This is a genomic window from Microbacterium sp., assembly GCF_044340635.1.
In the GTDB taxonomy this organism is placed as follows: Bacteria; Actinomycetota; Actinomycetes; order Actinomycetales; family Microbacteriaceae; genus Microbacterium.
The window spans coordinates 88,741-111,349 of record NZ_JBIITF010000003.1 but is presented as its reverse complement, the minus strand read 5'-3'; the positions used below and the strand labels follow the sequence as shown (position 1 = coordinate 111,349).

At 66.2% G+C, this 22,609-nt stretch carries 20 protein-coding genes; 15 read left to right on the top strand and 5 right to left on the bottom strand.

Translation table 11 applies throughout. The annotated features are described in order from the left end of the window. Window positions 1–48: 48 nt before the first annotated feature. Entirely contained in the window at window positions 49–1,689 is a 1,641-nt protein-coding gene (locus ACIQ0W_RS03830) for a cell wall metabolism sensor histidine kinase WalK (protein ID WP_051513228.1), read from the top strand. Then, window positions 1,689–2,855 (top strand): hypothetical protein, encoded by a 1,167-nt coding sequence (locus ACIQ0W_RS03825; RefSeq protein ID WP_396641501.1) that lies wholly within the window; start codon window positions 1,689–1,691, stop codon window positions 2,853–2,855. Before ACIQ0W_RS03830 ends, ACIQ0W_RS03825 begins: the two co-directional genes overlap by 1 nt. Window positions 2,856–2,946: 91 nt before the next feature. Here ACIQ0W_RS03825 and ACIQ0W_RS03820 read toward each other — a convergent pair whose 3' ends face one another. Continuing rightward, window positions 2,947–3,753, bottom strand: a complete 807-nt coding sequence (locus ACIQ0W_RS03820; RefSeq protein ID WP_396641500.1) for a response regulator transcription factor — start codon at window positions 3,751–3,753, stop codon at window positions 2,947–2,949. Window positions 3,754–4,343: 590 nt separating this feature from the next. Here ACIQ0W_RS03820 and coaE point away from each other — a divergent pair. Continuing rightward, complete coding sequence (gene coaE, locus ACIQ0W_RS03815) at window positions 4,344–4,946, top strand: dephospho-CoA kinase (RefSeq protein ID WP_396641499.1); 603 nt, start codon at window positions 4,344–4,346, stop codon at window positions 4,944–4,946. A gap of 76 nt (window positions 4,947–5,022) precedes the next feature. Further along, window positions 5,023–7,107, top strand: a complete 2,085-nt coding sequence (uvrB, locus tag ACIQ0W_RS03810) for an excinuclease ABC subunit UvrB (RefSeq protein ID WP_396641498.1) — start codon at window positions 5,023–5,025, stop codon at window positions 7,105–7,107. Window positions 7,108–7,132: 25 nt separating this feature from the next. Here the strand turns inward: uvrB and ACIQ0W_RS03805 are convergent, their stop codons facing one another. After that, a complete protein-coding gene (locus ACIQ0W_RS03805; protein WP_036295871.1) occupies window positions 7,133–7,357 on the bottom strand; it encodes a hypothetical protein in 225 nt (74 codons plus the stop codon). A 37-nt stretch (window positions 7,358–7,394) separates the two neighbouring features. On the opposite strand from ACIQ0W_RS03805, the gene ACIQ0W_RS03800 reads away from it, so the two are divergent. From ACIQ0W_RS03800 to ACIQ0W_RS03750, 11 genes are all read left to right on the top strand, one after another. Then, complete coding sequence (locus ACIQ0W_RS03800) at window positions 7,395–7,835, top strand: MarR family winged helix-turn-helix transcriptional regulator (RefSeq protein WP_036295873.1); 441 nt, start codon at window positions 7,395–7,397, stop codon at window positions 7,833–7,835. A gap of 94 nt (window positions 7,836–7,929) precedes the next feature. After that, complete coding sequence (gene uvrA / locus ACIQ0W_RS03795) at window positions 7,930–10,815, top strand: excinuclease ABC subunit UvrA (RefSeq protein WP_036295875.1); 2,886 nt, start codon at window positions 7,930–7,932, stop codon at window positions 10,813–10,815. Between the two features lie 2 nt (window positions 10,816–10,817). After that, window positions 10,818–12,761, top strand: a complete 1,944-nt coding sequence (gene uvrC, locus ACIQ0W_RS03790; RefSeq protein ID WP_396641497.1) for an excinuclease ABC subunit UvrC — start codon at window positions 10,818–10,820, stop codon at window positions 12,759–12,761. A gap of 25 nt (window positions 12,762–12,786) precedes the next feature. Continuing rightward, on the top strand, window positions 12,787–13,665 hold the full coding sequence (gene rapZ, locus ACIQ0W_RS03785) for an RNase adapter RapZ (RefSeq protein ID WP_036295878.1): 879 nt from the start codon (window positions 12,787–12,789) through the stop codon (window positions 13,663–13,665). A gap of 41 nt (window positions 13,666–13,706) precedes the next feature. Next, window positions 13,707–14,684, top strand: coding sequence for a DNA-binding protein WhiA (whiA, locus tag ACIQ0W_RS03780; RefSeq protein WP_036295881.1), 978 nt, complete (start codon window positions 13,707–13,709; stop codon window positions 14,682–14,684). A 143-nt stretch (window positions 14,685–14,827) separates the two neighbouring features. Further along, window positions 14,828–15,454: a superoxide dismutase gene (locus tag ACIQ0W_RS03775; protein WP_304687353.1), complete on the top strand. Its 627-nt coding sequence runs from the start codon at window positions 14,828–14,830 to the stop codon at window positions 15,452–15,454. 123 nt (window positions 15,455–15,577) lie between these two features. After that, window positions 15,578–16,588 carry a type I glyceraldehyde-3-phosphate dehydrogenase gene (gene gap, locus ACIQ0W_RS03770; RefSeq protein ID WP_100813090.1) on the top strand — a complete coding sequence of 337 codons (1,011 nt, stop codon included), beginning with the start codon at window positions 15,578–15,580 and terminating at the stop codon, window positions 16,586–16,588. A gap of 8 nt (window positions 16,589–16,596) precedes the next feature. Then, the gene (locus tag ACIQ0W_RS03765; protein WP_396641496.1) at window positions 16,597–17,814 is read left to right on the top strand and encodes a phosphoglycerate kinase; all 1,218 of its coding nucleotides are present in this window, start codon (window positions 16,597–16,599) and stop codon (window positions 17,812–17,814) included. After that, window positions 17,802–18,614 carry a triose-phosphate isomerase gene (gene tpiA / locus ACIQ0W_RS03760; RefSeq protein WP_396641495.1) on the top strand — a complete coding sequence of 271 codons (813 nt, stop codon included), beginning with the start codon at window positions 17,802–17,804 and terminating at the stop codon, window positions 18,612–18,614. Before ACIQ0W_RS03765 ends, tpiA begins: the two co-directional genes overlap by 13 nt. Before the next feature lie 91 nt (window positions 18,615–18,705). Next, complete coding sequence (gene secG / locus ACIQ0W_RS03755) at window positions 18,706–18,954, top strand: preprotein translocase subunit SecG (RefSeq protein ID WP_036295896.1); 249 nt, start codon at window positions 18,706–18,708, stop codon at window positions 18,952–18,954. 1 nt (window position 18,955) lies between these two features. After that, on the top strand, window positions 18,956–19,312 hold the full coding sequence (locus tag ACIQ0W_RS03750; protein ID WP_036295899.1) for an RNA polymerase-binding protein RbpA: 357 nt from the start codon (window positions 18,956–18,958) through the stop codon (window positions 19,310–19,312). Window positions 19,313–19,327: 15 nt separating this feature from the next. On the opposite strand, the gene pgl is transcribed toward ACIQ0W_RS03750, so the two are convergent. From pgl to zwf, 3 genes are read right to left on the bottom strand one after another with little or no spacing between them, the layout of a single operon-like run. Continuing rightward, a complete protein-coding gene (gene pgl, locus ACIQ0W_RS03745; protein WP_036295902.1) occupies window positions 19,328–20,119 on the bottom strand; it encodes a 6-phosphogluconolactonase in 792 nt (263 codons plus the stop codon). Then, the gene (locus ACIQ0W_RS03740) at window positions 20,109–21,059 is read right to left on the bottom strand and encodes a glucose-6-phosphate dehydrogenase assembly protein OpcA (RefSeq protein ID WP_100813091.1); all 951 of its coding nucleotides are present in this window, start codon (window positions 21,057–21,059) and stop codon (window positions 20,109–20,111) included. The genes pgl and ACIQ0W_RS03740 overlap by 11 nt, the downstream gene beginning before the upstream one ends. Further along, a complete protein-coding gene (gene zwf, locus ACIQ0W_RS03735) occupies window positions 21,056–22,606 on the bottom strand; it encodes a glucose-6-phosphate dehydrogenase (RefSeq protein ID WP_036295906.1) in 1,551 nt (516 codons plus the stop codon). The genes ACIQ0W_RS03740 and zwf overlap by 4 nt, the downstream gene beginning before the upstream one ends. Window positions 22,607–22,609: the final 3 nt, after the last annotated feature.

Genomic DNA, 22,609 nt, shown 5'->3' with positions numbered 1-22,609 from the left:
TCTGCGTGGCTCGCACTTCGGCGGCCCCCGGCGCGGTAAGTTTCAGCAATGACCTCAGACGCCGCACTCGCGCGGCGCTCACGCATCAACGACAGTGTCCGCGAACGCACGGTGCTGCAGAATCAGGTTCTGCTCGGCAGCATCGTCTTGATCGGGGCCCTCGTGATCCTCGCTCTCGGCCAGGCGCAAAACCTCGACGCTTTCCTCATCGGCATCGCCATTGTGTTCGCGACAACGGGAGTCGCACTCATCGTTCCCTGGAACCGGCTCGCGCCGGTCGTGAGCGTCGCCATTCCCGCTGCAGACATCGTTGCGATCGCCATCCTCAGATACGCCTCGCCCGACTCGGGGCTGGGGATATTGTGGGCATTCCCCGCGATGTGGATCGCTTACATGTACGGGGTCGTCGGGACGGTGCTGGCGGTCGTCAGCGTCTCACTTTTCTTCTGGGTGCTGATCGCGATCAGCCCGGGCCAGGGGCTGACCGCCACTTCTCTCCTGCTGCCCATATCGGTGGCAGCCGTCGCAACCATCGCGTACCTGGCAGCCCGCCGCTCCGGGGCGCAGCGCGAGCTGCTCGACAAACAGACACGCAACCTCGAACGTTCGGTCGAGCGCGCTCGGCGCCAGGAAGACATCGTGACGGATGCGTTGGATGCCGTCGACTTCGGTGTGATCCGCATCTCACCGGACGGTTCGCTCGCCGTCACGAACGAGGCCCACGCTCGGCTTCAGCGCGCGAGGTCCAAGGGTGCCGAGGCTGCCGCTTTCGGAGCGGATGGCGTTACGCGCCTGCTCGCCGACGAGATGCCGCTCGCTCGCGCCCGCGCCGGCGAACTCTTCGAGAACGAGCTGGTCTGGTATGGCGAACCGGGTGACGACAGCCGTCGCGCGCTGAGCATGACCGCCCGTCGCATCCAGGATGTCAACGGTCAGGACGCCGGCACGATCGTGATCTCTCGAGACGTCACGACGGAAGAGCTCGCTCTACGAGCGCGCGAGGACCTCGTGGCATCCGTATCGCACGAGCTGCGCACCCCGTTGACGTCGATCATCGGATACCTCGATCTGGCCCTCGACGAAGATTCCCTCGCGCCGACGGCACGACGAAGCCTCGAGGTCGCCGAGCGCAACGCGACCCGTCTGCTCGAACTGGTGTCCGACATCCTCACCGTCTCCGCGGCGTCCCGACAGGGCGTGGACCTCACCGTCACACCGCAGATGTCGGATCTGGCGGAGGTGGTGATGGCGTCGATCGAGGCGGTCATTCCTCCGGCGGGGGAGCGACGCATCACGATCGATGCGTCCGGCGTCGAACCCGCGATGGCGTACGCGGACCCGCACCGTATCCGTCAGGTGATGGACAATCTGCTCTCGAACGCGGTGAAGTACAACGACGACGGCGGCCACATCGAGGTGGGTCTCACTTCCGACGGCCTGCACGCCTGGATCATCGTCCGCGACGACGGCCCCGGCATCAGCGAGCAGGAGCTGCCGCGCCTGTTCGAGCGCTTCTTCCGCGCGGATGCCGTCCGCAAGACGACGACGCACGGAAGCGGGCTGGGGCTCGCCATCACGCGAGACATCGTGCGCGCCTCCGGCGGCGAGATCACCGTCCAGACACGAGCCGGCGAGGGAGCGACGTTCATCGTCCGACTGCCCGCCACCGACCCGCGGGGAGAAGCCTGATGGTCTTCGACATGTTCTCGATCTCGATCTGCACCGCGGTCGTCGTGGTCGTCGCGGGGGTGCAGTTCGTCCTTGACACCGTGCTGCGACGCGACACGGGCGCCGGTCGGATCTGGTCGCTCGCCTTCATCGCGGGCATCCTGACGACCCTCTGCTACCTGGCTTGGGTCGCCTCGGGCGAGGCGGGGCTCGCCATCGCGATCGGTAACGCGTCGTTCGTCGTGGGAACCGGCTGCCTATGGGTCGGGTCCCGCAGTTACAACGGTCGCTCGTTGAAAGTCTCCGCATGGATCGTCGCGGGTTCTGCCGCTGCAGCGTTCATCGCGACCCTCGTCGCGGGACCGGACGGCGGGGACTGGGCGGGAGCGCTCGTGATGTTCATCGCTCTCGCCGTTCTGGCGGGCTTGGGTGCGGTCGAGTCGCGCCGCGCGGCGATGGGGCGCAGTGCCACCACGGTCGCGCTGACGCTCGTGCTCGGCGTGCAGAGCCTGTACTACGTCGCACGCTCCATCGTCTTCGCGCTGCTAGGCCCGACGGATGAATTCTTCCTGACGTGGTTCGGATCGATTACGACGTCCTTTCTCACCATCATCCTGACGATCGTGGCCGTCGTGTCGATGTCGGTGCTTCGGTCCGGGCAGGCACGCCTGCGCGGGCGCGGCGACAGCACGACCCTGCTCCTGGATTCCGACGGGCTGTACGACGACGAGTCGTTCGCCAAGCTGTTCGGCGACCTGACACACCGGGCCGCGGCGTTCAGCGAGCGGATCGCTGTGATCTCGGTCCGACTCGATGATCTGCCCCAGATCGCGACCGCCTTCGGCGCCGTCGAGGCTCAGGACATCGCGCACGCGTGGCGGGTCGGCACGCGTCGCTACGCGCCCACCTCGGCGATCGTCGGCCACGCGGGATCGACGGGCATCGTCATCGCTCTGCAACCGTCCTCGATCGGGGACGCGCGTCGCGTCGCGAGCCGTATCCACCGTCGTCTGCTGGACGACTTCGGATCGATCGGAACGTCGGTGGTTCCCGTTCTCGGTGTGGGCATCGCTGTCAGCGACATCGCGGGCTACGACTCGGAGGCGCTGTTGACCGCGGCGAACGACGCGGCCGTGCGCTCGGCTTCGAGTCCGGATGCTTCCGTGATGATCGCCGGCGCCGTCTGAGTCCGAGCCCGCGCGGAACGAGTTCAGGCGGGGAACGAGTTCAGACGCCGAACGAGTTCAGGCGCCGAACAAGTTCAGGCGCCGATAGTGATCAGGCAGATGTCAGGCGGTAGCCGACGCCGCGGATCGTCTCGATCCAGCGCGGCTTCGCCGCAGATTCGCCGAGCTTGCGCCGGAGGTTCGCGACGTGCACCTCGATTGCGCGCACATCGTGTTCGCTCACGAAGCCGCTCCCGCCCGCGTATCGTCCGCCACGGAGCATGAGTGCGAGGTCGTCCTTGCCGACGACACGGCGGCCGGCCGAGAGGAGGTCCGCCATGATGTCGAACTCGCTGCGCGTCAATTCGACGTCTGCACCGTCGACCATGGCGATGCGCATCTCGGGATGAAGGCGAAGACCGCGGTGCTCGTACCATCCGTCGGAGTCATCCTGTTGCGACGCAGCGGTCGGTGCGCTGTTCGCCGCTGCTGCCGCGGCCACCGCGGAGGGCGCTGACTCGATGGGGGTGACCGTGGCCGGTGCCGCGGTGCGCGGTCGCCGCATCATGGCCTCGATGCGGGCTCGGAGCTCTCGCGGGCGGAAAGGCTTCGTGACGTAGTCATCAGCCCCGGCCTGGAGTCCCTGCAACGTGTCGATCTCGTCGGCACGGGCGGTGAGCATGACGATGTAAGTGTCGCTGACCTCGCGAATCCGCTTGGCCGTCTCGAAGCCGTCGATTCCGGGCATGCTGACATCGAGGGTCGTCACGACCGGTTGATGCTCTCGAACAAGCTCGATCCCGTCCATGCCAGAGGATGCCGCGTGCACCACGAATCCGGCCTGCTCGAGGACCTGCGAGATCAGCACACGTATGTCCGTGTCGTCCTCGATGACCACCGCGACGCCCGAGTTCGACACCAACACCCCTCCTGGCCAGGCACGCGTGACGGAAGGTGCGCTGACTTCGGTGATGATATCCCAGAAGACTCTTCTGAATGCTTCCCCAGGCATTCGTGTCCTAACTGTCGAGGGGTGGATGCTGCGGGCTGAGACCGATTCGGGTGGTCTCGCGCGCGACGAGTTAGTACATACGGGCCCGCCGCCGTCCAGTCCCTGTGCTCGACGTCTCCCCAGACGTGTGTCGTTGCATGGCGTGCTGAACCCGTCAGGACTCAGAGGCATGCGGTCGCGAGCGACGTGGTCGGACGGCTGGCGCCGGCACCGATGTATCGAATAGCGAGATCCCCCCGGCTCTCGCTCTTCTCTTTACTGCTGCCCGAGAATCCAACGCCCCCCGCGTCGTTTTCTCGTGCTGTTCATTCGTACGTTGTCGCGGCTCGCGGTCCTCATCTTCGACCCGCTCGGTGCGACAGATATGACGTTAGGGGGTCAGTCTCAAGGGCGGCTCAGTCCGCGCTCAGGGTCGTCTTCAGGTCGCGTCTTGAGCCGATCCTGAGGTTTGCGGGGTCGTTTGCTCGCGTCGCTTTCGGGCATGGCATGCTCGATCCATGCCCCTTATCGCACTCACGGGAGGCATCGCGGCGGGCAAGTCGACGATCGCCCGTCGTCTTGCCGAACACGGAGCCGTCATAGTCGATGCCGACGCCATCGTGCGCGAGGTTCAGGCTCCTGGATCCGCAGTGCTCGAGCACATTGCACAAACGTTCGGCACCGACGTCATCCGGTCTGACGGATCTTTGGATCGCGCGGCGCTCGGTGCCATCGTGTTCGGCGACGATGCCGCTGTCGCTCGACTCAACCGCATCGTCCATCCCGCCGTGCGTATCCGATCCCAGGAACGCTTCGCCGAGGCGCGTGAGGCGGATCCCGACGGCGTGGTGGTCTACGACGTTCCGCTGCTTGCCGAAGCCCGGGCGGGCGACCCATGGGACCTTGTCGTGGTTGCGCACGCACCGGCGGACGTGCGTGCCGCCCGTTTGGTCACGGAGCGCGGCCTCACAGCAGACGAAGCCGCGCGTCGCATCGCATCGCAGGTCTCCGACGACGAGCGGCTCGCTATCGCCGACGTTGTCATCGATACGGCCGGCACGATCGAGCACACACTCGAGCAGACGGACGCCCTCTGGGAGCGGCTGAGCGTCGCATCCTGATTCCGCCGGTCCTCTCCGGCGTGCGCGGAGCGCGAACAGCAGAGCCGGTGTCGGAGGCCCCGCTTAGGCTCGAAGCATGCAGACCACGCGCAGCGTGCGGCCGTTCGAGGTCGTCAGCGAGTACCAGCCCTCGGGTGACCAGCCCACAGCCATCGCGGATCTCGCTCAGCGCATCAATGCGGGCGAGACCGACGTCGTGCTGCTCGGCGCAACGGGTACGGGCAAGTCGGCGACAACGGCGTGGCTGATCGAGCAGGTGCAGCGGCCGACCCTGATCCTGGCGCACAATAAGACCCTGGCCGCGCAGCTCGCGAACGAGTTCCGCGAACTGATGCCCAACAACGCCGTCGAGTACTTCGTCTCGTACTACGACTACTACCAGCCCGAGGCGTACGTTCCGCAGACCGATACGTTCATCGAGAAGGACAGCTCGATCAACTCCGAGGTCGAGCGGCTCCGGCACTCGACGACCAACTCGCTGCTGTCGCGGCGCGATGTGGTCGTGGTGTCCACGGTCTCCTGCATCTACGGTCTGGGTGCCCCGGAGGAGTATCTGCGCGCCATGGTCGCGCTCCAGGTGGGGGAGCGCTACGACCGCGATGCCCTGATCCGCAAGTTCATCTCGATGCAGTACAACCGCAATGACGTCGACTTCTCGCGCGGCAACTTCCGCGTGCGGGGTGACACGATCGAGATCATCCCGGTCTACGAGGAGTATGCGATCCGCATCGAGTTGTTCGGCGACGAGATCGAGGCGCTGTACCGCCTGCATCCGCTGACCGGCGATGTCCTCGAGAAGTTGGACGCCGTCCCGATCTTTCCCGCTTCGCACTATGTCGCGGGAACGGACGTCATGCAGCGCGCGATCGGCACGATCGAGACCGAGCTCGAGGAGCGTTTGAAAGAGCTCGAGGGCCAGGGCAAGTTGCTGGAGGCCCAGCGGCTGCGCATGCGCACGACGTTCGACCTCGAGATGATGCAGCAGCTCGGCTTCTGCTCCGGGATCGAGAACTACTCCCGGCACATCGACGTCCGTGGGCCAGGAGAGGCACCGCACTGCCTGCTCGACTTCTTCCCCGATGATTTCCTCGTCGTGATCGACGAGTCCCACGTCACCGTTCCCCAGATCGGGGCGATGTACGAGGGGGATGCCTCACGCAAGCGCACGCTCGTTGACCATGGCTTCCGTCTCCCGAGCGCCATGGACAACCGCCCCTTGCGGTGGGACGAGTTCAAGGACCGCGTCGGTCAGACGGTGTACCTGTCGGCGACGCCGGGTCGGTACGAGATGGGCATCGCGGATGGCATCGTCGAGCAGATCATCCGTCCGACAGGGCTCGTTGATCCGCAGATCATCGTCAAACCCGCCAAGGGACAGATCGATGACCTGCTCGAGCAGATCCGACTGCGCGTCGAGCGCGACGAGCGCGTACTGGTGACGACCCTCACGAAGAAGATGTCGGAAGAGCTGACGGACTTCCTGGGTGAGCACGGCGTGCGCGTGCGCTACCTGCACTCCGATGTCGACACGCTCCGTCGCGTGGAGTTGTTGACCGAGTTGCGAGCCGGTGTCTACGACGTCCTGGTCGGCATCAACCTGCTCCGTGAGGGGCTCGACCTGCCCGAGGTCTCGCTCGTGGCGATCCTCGACGCCGACAAAGAGGGGTTCCTGCGGTCCGGGACATCCCTGATCCAGACCATCGGTCGCGCGGCTCGAAACGTGTCCGGCGAGGTGCACATGTACGCCGATCGGATCACCGACTCGATGCGCAAGGCGATCGACGAGACGGATCGTCGCCGCGAGAAGCAGGTCGCGTACAACCTCGAGCACGGAATCGATCCGACCCCGTTGCGCAAGCGCATCGCGGACATCACCGAGGTGCTGGCGCGCGAGGGTGCCGACACCGCCGAGATGCTCTCGAAGCGCGAGGCCGGGCGCGGGAAAGGCAAGGCGCCGACCCCCCGATCGCTCAGCACGAAGGGCCACCAGGGGATCGCGGCCGAGGGTGCGAACCAGCTCGAGGCGACGATCGGCGACCTCAGCGCGCAGATGCTCGCGGCCGCGTCGGAGCTGAAGTTCGAACTCGCGGCGCGTCTGCGCGACGAGGTCCAGGACCTCAAGCGCGAGCTGCGGGCGATGGAGCGCGCCGGGCACGCCTGATCCGCGGTCGCGGCCTAACCCGCAGCTACGGGCAGTGCAGCAGCGGCTTCGGGCCGGAGCGATCGATGGTGTGACTGTCCATCGGTGCGTGGCAGATCGGGCACGGGGCGGGACCGGACGGCTCGGGCGCGACGTCGTCGTAGGGTCCGACTGCCGCGGGGCCCGCGACGCGGATGAGCGATGCGTTGAACCATTGGTACAGCCCGCCCGCTTCGCGAATGCGTTGCCGGAGCGGGGTCTTGTGGGTCATAACAATTAGTGTACTAAGTAATCGCTAGACTGGGTGCATGCCAACTCCCGACGATCTGCTGCGCCTCGACAACCAGGTGTGCTTCGCGATCGTCACGGCGGCGCGCAACGTGGTGTCGATCTACCGGCCCATCCTGGAGCCGCTCGGGCTGACGCATCCGCAGTATCTCGTCATGCTCGCCCTGTGGGAGAGCGCGCCTCGATCGCTCGGCGAGCTGGCCGAAGAACTCGCCCTCGAGCCCGCGAGCCTGTCGCCTCTGATCAAGCGCCTGCAGTCGCAGGGCCTGGTCAGCAGGGATCGATCACCGGACGACGAGCGGATGCTGCGGATAGCGCTCACCCCGGCGGGCACGGCGCTCCGCACGCGCGCCCTCGAGGTGCCGACGCAGGTAATGGCGTCCGTTGGGCTCGATGCGGAACGTCTTGCGGCGTTGCGGGACGCGCTCGGCCCGTTCGCCGGCCGCGGCGGAAGGCCCTGAATTCAGTGACGGGTGTGCGCACGCGTTCGGGCTCAGACATCCGCTCACCGCGAACCGCGAAGCCGGTGTCGGTGGCCGCTCCTACACTTGACGAGTGCCTATCGTCCCCGTTGCTACGTCGTCGAAACTGAGCGTCAGAGGCGCTCGGGTTCATAACCTCAAGAACGTCGACCTCGAGATTCCGCGTGATTCGCTGGTGGTCTTCACGGGGTTGAGCGGATCGGGTAAGTCGAGCCTCGCGTTCGACACGATCTTCGCCGAGGGGCAGCGTCGTTACGTCGAGTCGCTGAGCGCCTACGCGCGCCAGTTCCTGGGTCAGGTCGATCGTCCCGACGTCGACTTCATCGAGGGCCTCAGCCCGGCCGTCAGCATCGACCAGAAGTCGACCAACCGCAACCCGCGGTCGACGGTCGGCACGATCACCGAGATCTACGACTACCTGCGCCTCCTCTGGGCGCGCATCGGCGTACCGCATTGCCCGGTGTGCGGCGAGGTCATCCAACGACAGACGGTTCAGCAGGTTGCCGACCAGCTCGTCGAGTTGCCCGAAGGTACGCGCTACCAGATCGTCGCTCCCATCGTGACCCAGAAGAAGGGCGAGTTCGTCGACCTGTTCCGCGAGCTTGGGGCGAAGGGGTACTCTCGCGCGATCGTCGACGGTGACTTGATCCAACTGTCCGAGCCGCCGGCGCTGAAGAAGAGCTACAAGCACGACATCGCGGTCGTCGTCGACCGCTTGGTGGCGGGTCCCGACATCCTCGGGCGTGTGACGGATTCCGTCGAGACCGCGCTGGGGCTCGCGGGCGGAGTGATGCAGGTCAACTTCGTTGACGAAGAGGGCGACGAAGCCTGGCAGAGCTTCTCCGAAAAGCTCTCGTGCCCCAACGGTCACCCCTTGCAACTCACCGAGATCGAGCCGAGGACGTTTTCGTTCAACGCGCCGTTCGGCGCGTGCCCGGAGTGCTCGGGGCTCGGCACCCGGATGGCCGTGGACGTGGATCTGCTGCTCGGCGACGAGTCCGCGTCGATCCGAGAAGGTGTCATCGTCCCCTGGACCACTCAGGGCAAGGGGCTCTTCCAGTACTACGAGCGCCTCCTCGAGGGTCTCGCCCGCGACCTGGACTTCTCTCTCGATACGCCATGGCGGAAGCTCCCGGAAGAGGTCCGCGAGGCGGTCCTGCGCGGCGAGGACTACAAGGTCACCGTCAAGTGGAAGAACCGCTACGGGCGCGAGATGCGCTACGCCTCTGGGTTCGAGGGCGTCGTGCCCTACATCGAGCGCCAGTGGTTGCAGGCGGAGTCCGACACGCAGCGTGGCCGCTGGGGAGAGTTCCTGCGCGAAGTCCCGTGCCCCGTGTGTGACGGCGCCCGCCTGAAGCCCGAGGTGCTGGCCGTACAGGTGCACGGCCATTCGATCGCGGATGTCACACGGCTGAGCCTGTCCGATGCCTACGAGTTCATGCAGACGCTGCAGCTCACGAATCGTGAAGCGAAGATCGCGGCGCAGGTCCTGCGCGAGATCCGTGTGCGCTTGGACTTCCTCTTGCAGGTCGGACTCACCTACCTGAACCTCGGTCGCTCGGCCGGTTCGCTCTCCGGTGGCGAGGCGCAACGCATCCGACTCGCGACGCAGATCGGCTCGGGCCTGACCGGCGTGCTTTACGTCCTCGACGAGCCGTCGATCGGGCTACACCAGCGCGACAATCGTCGTCTGGTTCGAACGCTCGAGACCCTGCGCGACCTCGGCAACACGCTGATCGTCGTCGAACACGACGAAGAGACCATCCAGGCCGCGGACTGGGTCGTCGACATCGGGCCGCTGGCCGGCGTGCACGGCGGAACGGTTGTCCACTCCGGCCCGTATGAGGCGCTCCTGACCGACGAGAATTCGCTCACCGGCGATTACCTCGCCGGGCGCCGTGAGATCCCGACGCCCCGCAAGCGCCGCAAGATCGACAAGAACCGCAAGATCACGGTCGTCGGTGCGCGCGAGAACAATCTGCGGAACGTGAGCGCGGACTTCCCGCTCGGGGTACTCACCGCCGTCACCGGCGTGAGCGGCTCGGGTAAGTCGTCGCTCGTCAACGACATCCTGTATCAGGTGCTGGCGTCACGCCTGAACGGCGCCCGCACGGTTCCCGGCAAGCACACACGCGTCACGGGCTTGGACGATCTCGACAAGGTCGTGCACGTCGACCAGAACCCGATCGGCCGCACGCCGCGCTCCAACCCGGCGACATACACGGGCGTCTTCGACCGCGTTCGCACGCTGTTCAGCGAGACCCCCGAGGCGAAGGTGCGCGGGTACCAGCCCGGTCGCTTCAGCTTCAACGTCAAGGGCGGACGCTGCGACGCGTGCTCCGGCGACGGCACGATCAAGATCGAGATGAACTTCCTGCCAGACGTGTACGTGGACTGCGAGGTGTGCCACGGCAAGCGGTACAACCGCGACACGCTCGCCGTGCACTACAAGGGCAAGAACATCGCCGAAGTCCTGGAGATGTCGATCGAAGAGGCGGCAGACTTCTTCGAGCCGATCCAGGCGATCCACCGCTACCTCAAGACACTGGTCGATGTTGGGCTCGGATACGTCCGTCTCGGCCAGTCGGCCACGACGCTCAGTGGGGGAGAGGCGCAGCGCGTCAAGCTCGCCACCGAACTGCAGCGCCGCAGCAATGGACGCAGTATCTACGTTCTCGACGAGCCGACCACCGGCCTGCACTTCGAGGATGTCCGGCGCCTGCTCGAGGTACTGGGCGGTCTCGTGGACAAGGGCAACACGGTCATCGTCATCGAGCACAACCTGGATGTCATCAAATCCGCGGACTGGGTCATCGACCTCGGGCCCGAGGGTGGCTCCGGCGGCGGTCAGATCGTCGCGACGGGCACGCCCGAGCAGGTGGCCCGCAACGAGAACAGCTTCACCGGCGCCTTCTTGGCGGAGGTGCTGGGACAGCGCGAGCAGCGCAAGGCGGGGTAGCCGTGGCCGCCGCGCCGTCCCGCCCGCAGCTCCCGTATCGTCCCCGGGCGGGGGAGATCCCCACCAATCCGGGCGTGTATCGGTTTCGCGATGCTTCCGGGCGCGTTCTCTATGTGGGCAAGGCGAAAAATCTTCGGTCGCGGCTGAGCAACTACTTCGCGCCGTTGCACACCCTTCACGAGCGAACCCGCCGCATGGTCACGACCGCGACGTCCGTCGAGTGGACCGTCGTCGGAAGCGATGTCGAAGCGTTGCAGCTGGAGTACATGTGGATCAAGGAATTCGATCCGCCCTTCAACGTGCGCTACCGCGATGACAAGTCCTACCCCTTCATGGCGATCACGCTGGGAGACGAGGCTCCGCGCGTTGTCGTCACCCGCAATCGGCGGATCTCCGGGGCAAAGTATTTCGGACCGTATCCGAAGATCTGGGCGGTGCACGACACGATCGACCTGATGATCAAGGTCTTCCCGATCCGCACGTGCAGCGACTCGAGTTATCGCAAAGCGATGCAGACGGGGCGTCCCTGCTTCCCCGGTCAGATCGGCAAGTGCGGCGGGCCGTGCTCGATGAAGGTGACGATCGACGAGCATCGGGCGATTGTGGATGACTTCGTCGCGTTCATGTCCGGCGGCGATCAGAGGTTCCGGACGCAGCTGTCTGCCCGTATGCGCGAGGCGTCGGCCGCGATGGACTACGAGAGCGCGGCGAGCTATCGAGACAAGCTCGCGGCCGTGGACGCGGTGCTCTCGCGTAGCGCGCTCGTGCTGGGTGAGGACGTCGATGCGGACCTGTTCGGCATCGCCGAGGACGAACTTGCCGCGACCGTGCAGCACTTCGTCATCCGAGGTGGACGCATCCGTGGCGTGCGTGCGTCGACGATCGAGAAAGAACTCGACATCGAGGGCGGCGATCTGGTCGATCAGGTCCTGCAGCGCGCCTACGGCGACGCCCCGGCAGCAGACATCCCGCGCCGCGTCTTCGTGCCGACGCTCCCCTCGGATGCGACAGAGCTCGAGGAGTGGCTGCGCGACAAGCGCGGGCGACCCGTTACGGTGCAGACCGCGCAGCGGGGACGCAAGGCGGACTTGCAGCGCACGGCGAACCTCAACGCCCAACAGTCGCTCATGCTGCACAAGACGCGCCGCACGAGCGATTACATCGCCCGCAGCCAGGCGCTCACAGACCTGCAAGAGGCGCTGGGCCTCGCCGTGGCGCCCCTGCGGATCGAGTGCTTCGACGTGTCGCACCTCAGCGGGTCCAACGTCGTGGCGTCGATGGTCGTTTTCGAGGATGGGCTGCCGCGTAAAGACCAGTACCGGTCGTTTTCGATCGCCGAGACGACGGATGACACGGACTCCCTCCACCAGGTTCTGACGCGTCGACTGGCCTACCTCGACCGGCCCGAAGAGCCCGAGATTGAGGGCGCGCCGCGCAAACGCCCCCGCTTCGCGTACCCGCCGCAGCTCCTCGTGGTAGACGGCGGTCGGCCACAGGTCGAGGCCGCGGCGCGAGCCCTCGCGGACTCGGGGCATGAAGAGATCGCCCTGTGCGGCATCGCGAAGCGGTTGGAAGAGGTCTGGCTTCCCGGCGACGAGTATCCGGTCATCCTGCCGCGCACGAGCGAGGCGCTCTACCTGTTGCAGCGGCTGCGAGACGAAGCTCACCGGTTCGCGATCACACATCAGCGTTCCCGTCGCCGCAAAGACATCCAGAGCGTCCTCGCCGAGATCCCCGGACTCGGCGCCGAACGTATTCGGGTCCTGTTGAGGCACTTCGGTTCCGTCGCGGCTCTGAAGCGCGCCAGTGCGGATGAGATCACCGAAGTGAAGGGCATCGGGCCGAAGCTCGCCGCGACCATTCAGTCGCGGCTGCAGGATGCCGCGGAGGTGTCAGCAGCCGTCGAGGGCGCGAGCGTCCCGCCCCTCGCCGAGTCAGTAGGCTAGAAGAAGGGCGAATCGGGGCGGAGCGATGACGGATACGGACGGCAGCGCGGGGGAAGTCCTGGTGGTCACCGGCATGTCGGGGGCGGGCAGGTCGACAGTCGCCAACGCGCTCGAAGACCTCGACTGGTACGTGGTCGATAACCTGCCGCCGCAGATGTTGCGGCCGTTGCTCGACATCACGGGCCTCGCCGCCGGAGCGCTTCCCCGTGTCGCCGCGGTTGTGGACGTGCGCGGAAGAGGGCTCTTCGAGGACCTCCCCGACGTGATGAGCGCACTCCGCAAGGGCCGCCAGGTCCGGCTCGTGTTCTTGGATGCGTCCGACGAAGTTCTCGTGCGCCGTTTCGAAGCGGTCCGTCGGCCGCATCCGTTGCAGGGCGAAGGCACGATCCTCGACGGGATCCATCGGGAGCGTCGCCGTCTCGCTCCCATCCGCGAGAGCGCGGATCTGATCATCGACACGAGCGCCTACAACATCCACCAGCTCGCGACCACGGTGTCGGAGCTGTTCCTGGAGGAGAGTTCCGCGCGCCACGCGATCACCGTGCAGAGCTTCGGCTTCAAGTACGGGGTTCCGCCGGACGCGGACCTCGTGGCGGACATGAGATTTCTCCCCAACCCCTTTTGGAACGAAGATCTTCGCCACCTCACCGGTCAGGACGAACGGGTGAGAGACTTCGTGCTCGCACAAGAGGGGGCGACCGAATTCTTGGATGCCTACGCGTTGTCCCTGGCGCCCGTATTGGCCGGGTACCAGCGCGAGAACAAGCGCCATTCCACGGTCGCCGTGGGGTGCACCGGGGGCAAACACCGCTCGGTCGCCATGGCGGAGCAGTTGGCCGCTCGGCTCTCCTCCGTGCCCGGGGTCGCCGTGCGAGTGAAGCATCGGGATCTCGGTCGCGAGTAGGCTAGGCGGGTTCACGTTCGACCCGATCCGAGGAGCGCAGGTTGCCACTCACCGCCGATGTCAAGGCCGAACTGGTGACCATCCGTGAGTCGCGGGCAACGGCGCGCGTCGCCGAAGTGACGTCTTTGCTGCGTTTCTCGGGCGGACTGCACTCCATCGCGAACCGGATCGCGATCGAAGCGGAGCTGGACTCCGAGGTGCTCGCGCGTCGTACGGCGCGTGACCTGGTCGAGCTCTATGGTGTTCGTCCCGAGCTCGGGCATGTCCAAGCATCCTCCTCTCGTCAGGAGGGCCATTTCGTGGTTCGGGTCATCGAGGGCGGCGAGACACTCGCGCGTCAGACGGGCCTGCTCGATCAGCGTCGTCGTCCCGTACGCGGTCTGCCCAACAAGCTCACGACGGGATCCCGCGAAGACCTCGCCGCGATCTGGCGCGGAGCTTTCCTCGCCGCTGGCACCCTGACCGATCCCGGCCGCTCGGCGGCGCTGGAAGTCACCTGCCCCTCATCCGAAGCCGCGATGGCGCTCGTCGGCGCCGCACATCGTCTGAGCGTGGCGGCGAAGGCCCGCGAGGTGCGGGGTGTGCACCGCGTCGTCGTGCGTGACGGAGAGGCCATTCGTGCCATCCTGCAGGCCATGGGTGCCGTGCGCGCGGCGGCGGAGTGGGAGCAGTTGCGCCAGCGGCGCGAGGTTCGCGCGGGAGTGAACCGCCTCGTGAACTTCGACGATGCCAACCTGCGACGTTCGGCCCAAGCTGCCGTGGCTGCGTGCGCGCGCGTCGAGCGAGCTCTTGAGATTCTCGGACCCGGAATTCCCGACCACCTGCGGGAGGCCGGCGAGCTGCGCCTCGCACACCGCGAGGCGAGTCTCGACGAACTTGGGCACCATGCCGATCCGCCACTCACGAAGGACGCTGTCGCGGGCCGCATCCGTCGCCTGCTCGCGATGGCCGACAAGCGTGCCGAGGACGAGGGCATCCCCGGGACCGAGGCGGGGATCCCCGTCGACGTCGACGCCTGATCGAACGCAGGGGCGACGCGACAGCGATCCGATCCATGTTCCGGATCGGGAAGCAAGTCCCTGGCCTCTGTGTTGCCCCTCGTTAGGATGAGAACGTCATCCGCGCCGCGCGAAGCGTGGCACCGACAGGAGGAAATACGACTATGGCGACTTACACGCTGCCCGAACTTCCCTACGACTACGCCGCACTCGAGCCGCACATCAGTGCCTCGATCATGCAGCTGCACCACGACAAGCATCACCAGGCTTATGTGACCGGCGCCAACACGGCGCTCGAGCAACTGGCCGAGGCCCGCGACAAGGGCGACTACGCGTTCGTCAACAAGCTCGAGAAGGACCTCGCCTTCAACCTCGGCGGGCACACGAACCACTCCATCTTCTGGACCAACCTCTCGCCGAACGGTGGCGACAAGCCCACCGGCGAACTCGCGGCCGCCATGGATGACCACTTCGGTTCGTTCGACAAGTTCACGGCTCACTTCACCGCCGCCGCGCTCGGCGTCCAGGGATCCGGCTGGGCCGGACTGTTCTGGGATTCGATCGGTCAGAACCTGATCATCCAGCAGTTCTTCGACCAGCAGTCGCAGTTCGCCGCGGGCACGGTTCCGCTCCTCCTCCTGGACGTCTGGGAGCACGCGTACTACCTGGACTACAAGAACGTCCGCGCCGACTACGTGAAGGCTTTCTGGAACATCGCCAATTGGGCAGACGTTCAGACGCGCTTTGAGACCGCCCGTGAGAAGACTGCGGGTCTGCTGGTAATGTCGTGACGAAGGCGAGGACGCCGCTGAGCCCTCGCTGAGTCGAGGGTCCGGCGTCCTCCTTTCATCCGAAAACGCGCGTATCCGCGCACCTAAAGGCGCCGCCCCGCGCCATGAGAATCGGGAGACACCGTGTCTGTCAAGATCGGCATCAACGGCTTCGGCCGTATCGGACGCAACTACCTTCGCGCGGCACTCGCGCAGGGCGCTGACCTGGAAATCGTGGCGGTGAACGACCTCACCGACAACAAGAGCCTCGCTCACCTGCTCAAGTACGACTCGGTCGGCGGAGTTCTGACCGAAGACGTCACGTACGACGCGGACTCCATCACCGTCGGCGGCAAGAAGATCCGTGTCTTCGAAGAGCGCGACCCCGCGAACCTGCCCTGGGGCGAGCTCGGTGTGGACATCGTCATCGAATCGACCGGGCGCTTCACGAAGGCCGAAGACGCCAAGAAGCACATCGCCGGCGGCGCGAAGAAGGTCCTGATCTCGGCGCCCGCCACCGGCGACGACGCAACCATCGTCATGGGCGTCAACGAAGAGACCTACAACCCCGAGACCGATGTCATCATCTCGAACGCGTCGTGCACGACCAACTGCCTCGCGCCCCTCGCCAAGGTATTCAACGACGCCTTCGGTATCGAGCGCGGCTTCATGATGACGGCCCACGCTTACACCGCCGATCAGAACCTGCAGGACGGCCCTCACAGCGACCTGCGCCGTGCGCGCGGCGCCGCGATCAACATCGTTCCCGCGTCGACCGGTGCGGCCAAGGCCATCGGCCTCGTCCTGCCGGAACTTCAGGGCAAGCTGAGCGGCTCGTCGTACCGCGTTCCGGTTCCCACCGGATCGATCGTCGACCTGACGATCGTCACGCCCACGGAGGGTCTGACGGTCGACCAGATCAACGCGGTTTACAAGACCGCCGCGGCCGAAGGCCGTCTCAAGGGCATTCTCGAGTACACCGAGGACCCGATCGTCTCCAGCGACATCCAGGGCAACCCGCACTCGTCGATCTTCGACGCCGAGCTCACCAACGTCAGCGGCAACCTGGTCAAGGTCTCCAGCTGGTACGACAACGAGTGGGGCTACTCCAACCGCCTCGTCGACCTCACCGAGTACGTCGGCGAGCGTCTGTAGGTCTGTCGATGCCCCTGCGCACCCTCGATTCGCTGGGGTCGCTCGCCGGCACGCGTGTCATCGTCCGCTGTGATCTGAACGTCCCCCTGCGGGACGGGAAGATCACGGACGATGGCCGCGTGCGCGCGTCGCTGCCGACCCTGAACGCCCTCATCCAGCGCGGCGCCCGCGTCGTTGTCTGCTCGCACCTCGGTAGACCCGACGGTACGCCCGATCCGAAGTACAGCCTGGAGCCGGTCGCGCAGCGCCTGTCTGAACTCCTCGCCAAGCCGGTCGCGTTTGCGCGTGACACGGTGGGGGAGTCTGCGCGGGAGGCCGTCGCGGCCCTGGAATACGGCGATGTCGCGGTTCTCGAGAACCTGCGCTTCGAGCCGGGCGAGACGGCGAAGGATGCGGCGGAGCGTCGCGCGTTCGCGGAACGCCTGGCAGCTCTCGGCGACGCCCTCGTCTCGGACGGGTTCGGTGTCGTCCACCGCAAGCAGGCGAGCGTCTACGAACTCGCCGAGCTCGTGCCATCCGCCGCAGGTCTGCTCATCCAGACGGAACTGGATGTCCTCGACCGGTTGACGGAGAAGCCCGAGCGTCCCTACACGGTGGTGCTTGGCGGATCGAAGGTCAGCGACAAGCTCGGCGTCATCTCGCACCTTCTTCCGCGCGTCGACCGCATTCTGGTCGGTGGCGGCATGCTCTTCACCTTCCTCGCGGCGGAGGGATTGAAGGTCGGTTCGAGTCTGCTCGAAGCCGACCAACTCGACACCGTCCGCAACTATGTGCAGACCGCGAAGGACACGGGCGTCGAGCTGGTGCTCCCCACGGACATCGTCGTCGCGTCGAAGTTCGGTGCTGACGCCGAGCACGTCGTGACCGCTGCCGATGCTATCGAGGACACGGCCTTCGGTGCTTCCGGACTGGGGCTCGACATCGGTCCTCAGAGCGCGGCTCGTTTCGCCGAGCTCATTCGGGGGAGCAAGACGGTGTTCTGGAACGGCCCGATGGGTGTCTTCGAGATGCCGGCGTTCGCCGCCGGAACGAAGGCCGTGGCGAAAGCCCTCACCGAGGTCGATGGTCTGAGCGTGGTCGGTGGCGGGGATTCCGCTGCTGCCGTGCGTCAGCTCGGATTCTCGGACGATCAGTTCGGCCACATCTCGACGGGCGGCGGAGCCAGCCTGGAATTCCTCGAGGGTAAAAAGCTCCCCGGACTGGAGGTCCTCGGATGGGAACAGTGACACAGGGCGGCTCGCGCCAGGGGCGTACGCCGCTGATCGCCGGCAACTGGAAGATGAACCTCGACTACCAGCAGGCCATTGCGCTGGTGCAGAAGCTTGATTGGGCTCTGAAGGACGCCAAGCATGACGCGACCTCCGTCGAGGTCGCCGTGTTCCCGCCCTTCACCGACCTGCGAAGTGTGCAGACGCTGATCTCGGCCGACAAGATCGAGTTCTCGCTCGGCGCGCAGGACCTCTCGGTCCACGATTCGGGCGCCTACACCGGTGAGATCTCGGGCCAGTTCCTGAAGAAGCTCGACTGCGGGTACGTCCTAATCGGGCATTCCGAGCGTCGTCAGTACCACGATGAGGGTGATGATGTCGTCGCAGCCAAGGTCAAGGCCGCCATCAAGCACGGCCTTGTCCCCGTGATCTGTGTCGGCGAGACCGCCGAGGATCTCGAGACCCATGGTGCCAGCGCCGTCCCGGTGGCGCAGTTGAAGACGGCCCTCACGGATGTCGCAACCGGCACCGAGGTCGTCGTGGCGTACGAACCGGTGTGGGCCATCGGTTCGGGCCAGGCCGCTACTCCCGAGCAGGCTCAGCAGGTCTGTGAGAAGCTGCGCGCCGTGGTCGCCGAGACTCTCGGAGCCGACGCGGCGGCGGCAACACGCATTCTGTATGGCGGTTCGGTCGCGGCCGGCAACATCGCGGGTTTCATGCGTGAGCCCGATGTCGACGGGGCTCTCGTCGGAGGGGCGAGCCTGAAGGTCGATGACTTCGCGGCCATCATCCGTTATCAGAAGCATGTAGGTGTCTAGGCTCGCGCCTATACTTGAGCACGCCGTTGTTTGACGACTGGCTGTTTACGAACTTGCGCCCTCCCGACGGGTGCTCCGAAAGGCTTTTCCGGTGGAGATAATCGAATTCGTGATGCAGGTGATCCTCGGCATCACGAGCCTCTTGCTCACGCTGTTGATCCTTCTGCACAAGGGGCGCGGTGGCGGGCTGTCCGACATGTTCGGCGGCGGTATGACATCCTCCCTGGGCTCGTCGGGCCTCGCGGAGCGAAACCTCAACCGATTCACCATCGTTCTCGCCTTGACGTGGTTCGTTGCGATCGTCGCACTCGGCCTCATCACCAAGTTCCAGGGGATCTGACATGGCTACAGGCGGCAACGCGATCCGGGGCACCCGAGTGGGCGCTGGCCCCATGGGTGAGCAGGACCACGGGTACCACGCCGAGCGGGTCGCCGTTCCGTACTGGGACGCCCTGGGAAATGAGACGGTTCGCTACTTTGCCGCCGGAGTGCCCGAGGACGAGATTCCGGACACCATCGACAGCCCGCACTCTGGTCTTCCGGCCGGCCGTGACAAGGCCAACCCACCGGCTCTGGCCAAGACCGAGCCGTACAAGACGCACCTCGCCTATGTGAAGGAGCGTCGTACGGACGAAGAGGCGGCCGCGCTTCTCGACGATGCGCTTCGTGCCCTGCGCGAGCGTCGCGGCCTGGACTGAACCCCTTCAGATCTCTCAGTCGGGGTCGATGAGTTCCGCGGGAACTTCCGCGGCGGCATCGGCGTCGACGAAGAACAGCGTGCGGTGCCGACCCTTCGCCCCCGCGGCGGGCACACTCGTGTAGCTTGCGCCGGCGAGAGCCAGTCCGAGCGCCGAGGCCTTCTCAGACCCGGTCAGGACGAGCCAGACGCGCTGCGAAGCGTTGAGGACGGGGCGCGTCAGCGTCACCCGCACCGGCGGCGCTTTGGGTGAGTCGTGCACGGCAACGGCGGCCCGATCGGTGACTCCGATTTCCGGGCGGTCGGGGAAAAGGGACGCGATGTGGGCGTCCGGCCCGACGCCGAGAAGACAGATGTCGAAGCTCGGCCACGCGCCGGCTTCTGCGTCATCCGACGCCGAGAAGCGAGCAAGCTCTGTCGCGTAGGCTTCGGCGGCGGCCTCGGGGGAGTCCGAGCGGTCGGACGCGAGAATCTCATGCATGTTCTCGGCAGGCGCATCGAGCTGGCCGAGCAACGCCTGACGTGCTTGCAGGGCGTTCCGATCCGGGTCGGACTCGGGTACGTAGCGTTCGTCGCTCCACCAGAAATGCACGCGCGACCAGTCCACGAGTCGCATGCCCGGTTGCTCGGCGATCGCGGCAAGAACGGCGACACCGGCACGTCCACCCGTGAGCGACACGTGCACGATGGGACGCTCGACACTCAGGACGGTGAGCTTCTCGACCATGCGTCGCGCGACGACCGACATGACCGTGTCCCTGTCAGCGCTGACGACGACGCGACGATCGGTGAGGTTCTCAGTCGACATGCGGCTCCCGGCTGACGGGCGGGTCCAACAGCTCCCAGCCCTCGGTGATCACACGACCATACAGCAGGTCGGGATCGAGGCGACGGAGCTCTTCCGCGAGGCATTCGCGCAGGGTACGTCGCGGAAGCACCAGGTCGTGCTGCGGCTGGCCTTCCTGCGTCAGGCACGCGATGGCAGGGGAGGACCGCTCGAGCAGGATGTCTCCGCTCTCGCGCTGGAGCGCCACCGACTTGATGCCCTCCTGCCATTCCTCGGGAGGCATGTACTCCCACATCACGGGGACATCGAGCTTCAGACGCAGCCAGGCGGCGAGGAGCGCCGTCGACGGCGAGCTGCTCGCACCGCGGACGATGGCCGAGGTGACCGGCGTGTACGGCGGCTGGTCCAGCACGGCCGCGAGCTGCTCGCGCCAATGCGTCAGGCGCGTCCACGCGAGATCCGTGTCGCCCGGCGCATGGTTCTCACCGAGGTTGGACAGGCGGTCGGCGGCGCGGGGGCTGGTCGATGCATCCGTGATCCGGCGTTGCGCCATTCGCCCCAAAGGCGACTCGGAGGGGGTTCGCGGCGGCTGATCGGGCCACCAGACCACGAGAGGGGCGTCGGGGAGCAGGAGACCTGTGACGAGGCTCTCTTCGTTCGAAGCCGCGTCGCCGGTGGCGCGAAGCACGATGACCTCGCTCGCGCCGGCGTCGCCGCCGACCCGGATCTGAGCGTCCACCCGCGGCTCTCCGGAGTCGTCCGTCAGGAGGACGATCACGCGCATCGGGTGCTCGCGCGACGCGTCGTTCGCCGCCTCGATCGCATCTTCTTCGAGCCCGTGCCGGGTCGCGATGATGAGCGTCAGCACGCGGCCGAGCGCGACCACTCCGCCTTCCTCGCGCGCGTTGACGAGGGCCTTCGCGATCTGGCTGACAGTGGTGTCGGGCATTTCGATGATCATGGGCGTCTCCAGACTCGTCCGTCGCGGGCGAGCAGCTTCTCGGCAGAGGCCGGGCCCCACGATCCGGGACTGTACTGCTCGAGCGGTCCGCCCTGTGCGGCCCAGAATTCCTCGACCGGGTCGAGGATCCGCCACGAGAGTTCGACTTCTTCGTGCCTCGGGAACAGCGGGGGTTCGCCGAGAAGGACATCGAGGATCAGACGTTCGTACGCTTCGGGGCTCGCCTCGGTGAAGGCGTGTCCGTAACCGAAGTCCATCGTGACGTCGCGCACCTGCGTGCCGGCGCCCGGAACCTTTGAGCCGAAGCGGATCGTGACGCCCTCGTCCGGCTGAATGCGGATGACGAGGGCATTCTGTCCGAGCTCGAGGGTCTGGCTGCGCAGGAACAGGTGCTGGGGTGCCCTCTTGAACACGACGGCGATCTCGGTGACGCGGCGGCCGAGCCGCTTCCCCGTGCGTAGGTAGAACGGGACTCCCGACCACCGGCGCGTGGCGATCTCGAGTTTGAGGGCGGCGAACGTCTCGGTCGTCGACGCCGCATCCATCCCATCCTCTTCGAGGAACCCGGCGACCTTCTCGCCACCCTGCCAGCCGCCGGCGTACTGCCCTCGCGCCGTCGCTTCGGCGAGGTTCGCGGGAAGCTGCACCGCGGCCAGGACCTTCTCCTTCTCGGCGCGAAGGTCGTGTGCCGAAAGAGAGATGGGCTCTTCCATGGCGGTCAGCGCGAGCAGCTGCAGCAGATGGTTCTGGATGACGTCGCGTGCCGCACCGATTCCGTCGTAGTAGCCCGCGCGGCCCCCGACGCCGATGTCCTCAGCCATCGTGATCTGAACGTGGTCGACGTAGTTGCTGTTCCAGAGCGGCTCGAACAGCTCGTTCGCAAAACGCAGCGCCAGGATGTTCTGAACCGTCTCCTTACCCAGGTAGTGGTCGATGCGGAAGATCGAATCCGCCGGGAAGGCGACTTCCAGCGCGGCGTTCAGAGCCCGAGCCGACGCGAGGTCGTGCCCGAACGGCTTCTCGATCACCACACGCCGCCACGCGTCGTCCGCGTCCGCGTTCTCGTTGACAAGACCCGAATCCCGGAGCTGCTTCGCCACCATGGCGAAGTCCTTCGGCGGGATCGAGAGGTAGTAGGCGTGGTTTCCCATCGTGCCGCGTTCGACATCGAGGCGTTCGACCGTCTCCCGCAGACGGCTGAAGGCCTCTGCGTCGTCGAACTCGCCCGAGACGAATCGGATTCCCTGCAGAAGCTGGCGCCAGGTCTCTTCGCGGAAAGGTGTGCGCGCGTACTGCTTGACCGCGTCGTAGACGACCTTTGCGAAGTCCTGGTCCTCCCAGTCCCGGCGCGCGAATCCGACCAGCGCGAACCCCGGGGGCAGGAGGCCGCGGTTCGCAAGGTCGTAAACCGCCGGCATGAGCTTCTTGCGCGACAGGTCGCCTGTCACTCCGAAGATGACGAGCGCGCTCGGGCCCGCGATGCGGTTGAGGCGACGATCGTCCGGGTCGCGCAGCGGATTGTGCCCGCGCGAGATCTCGATGGGCATACG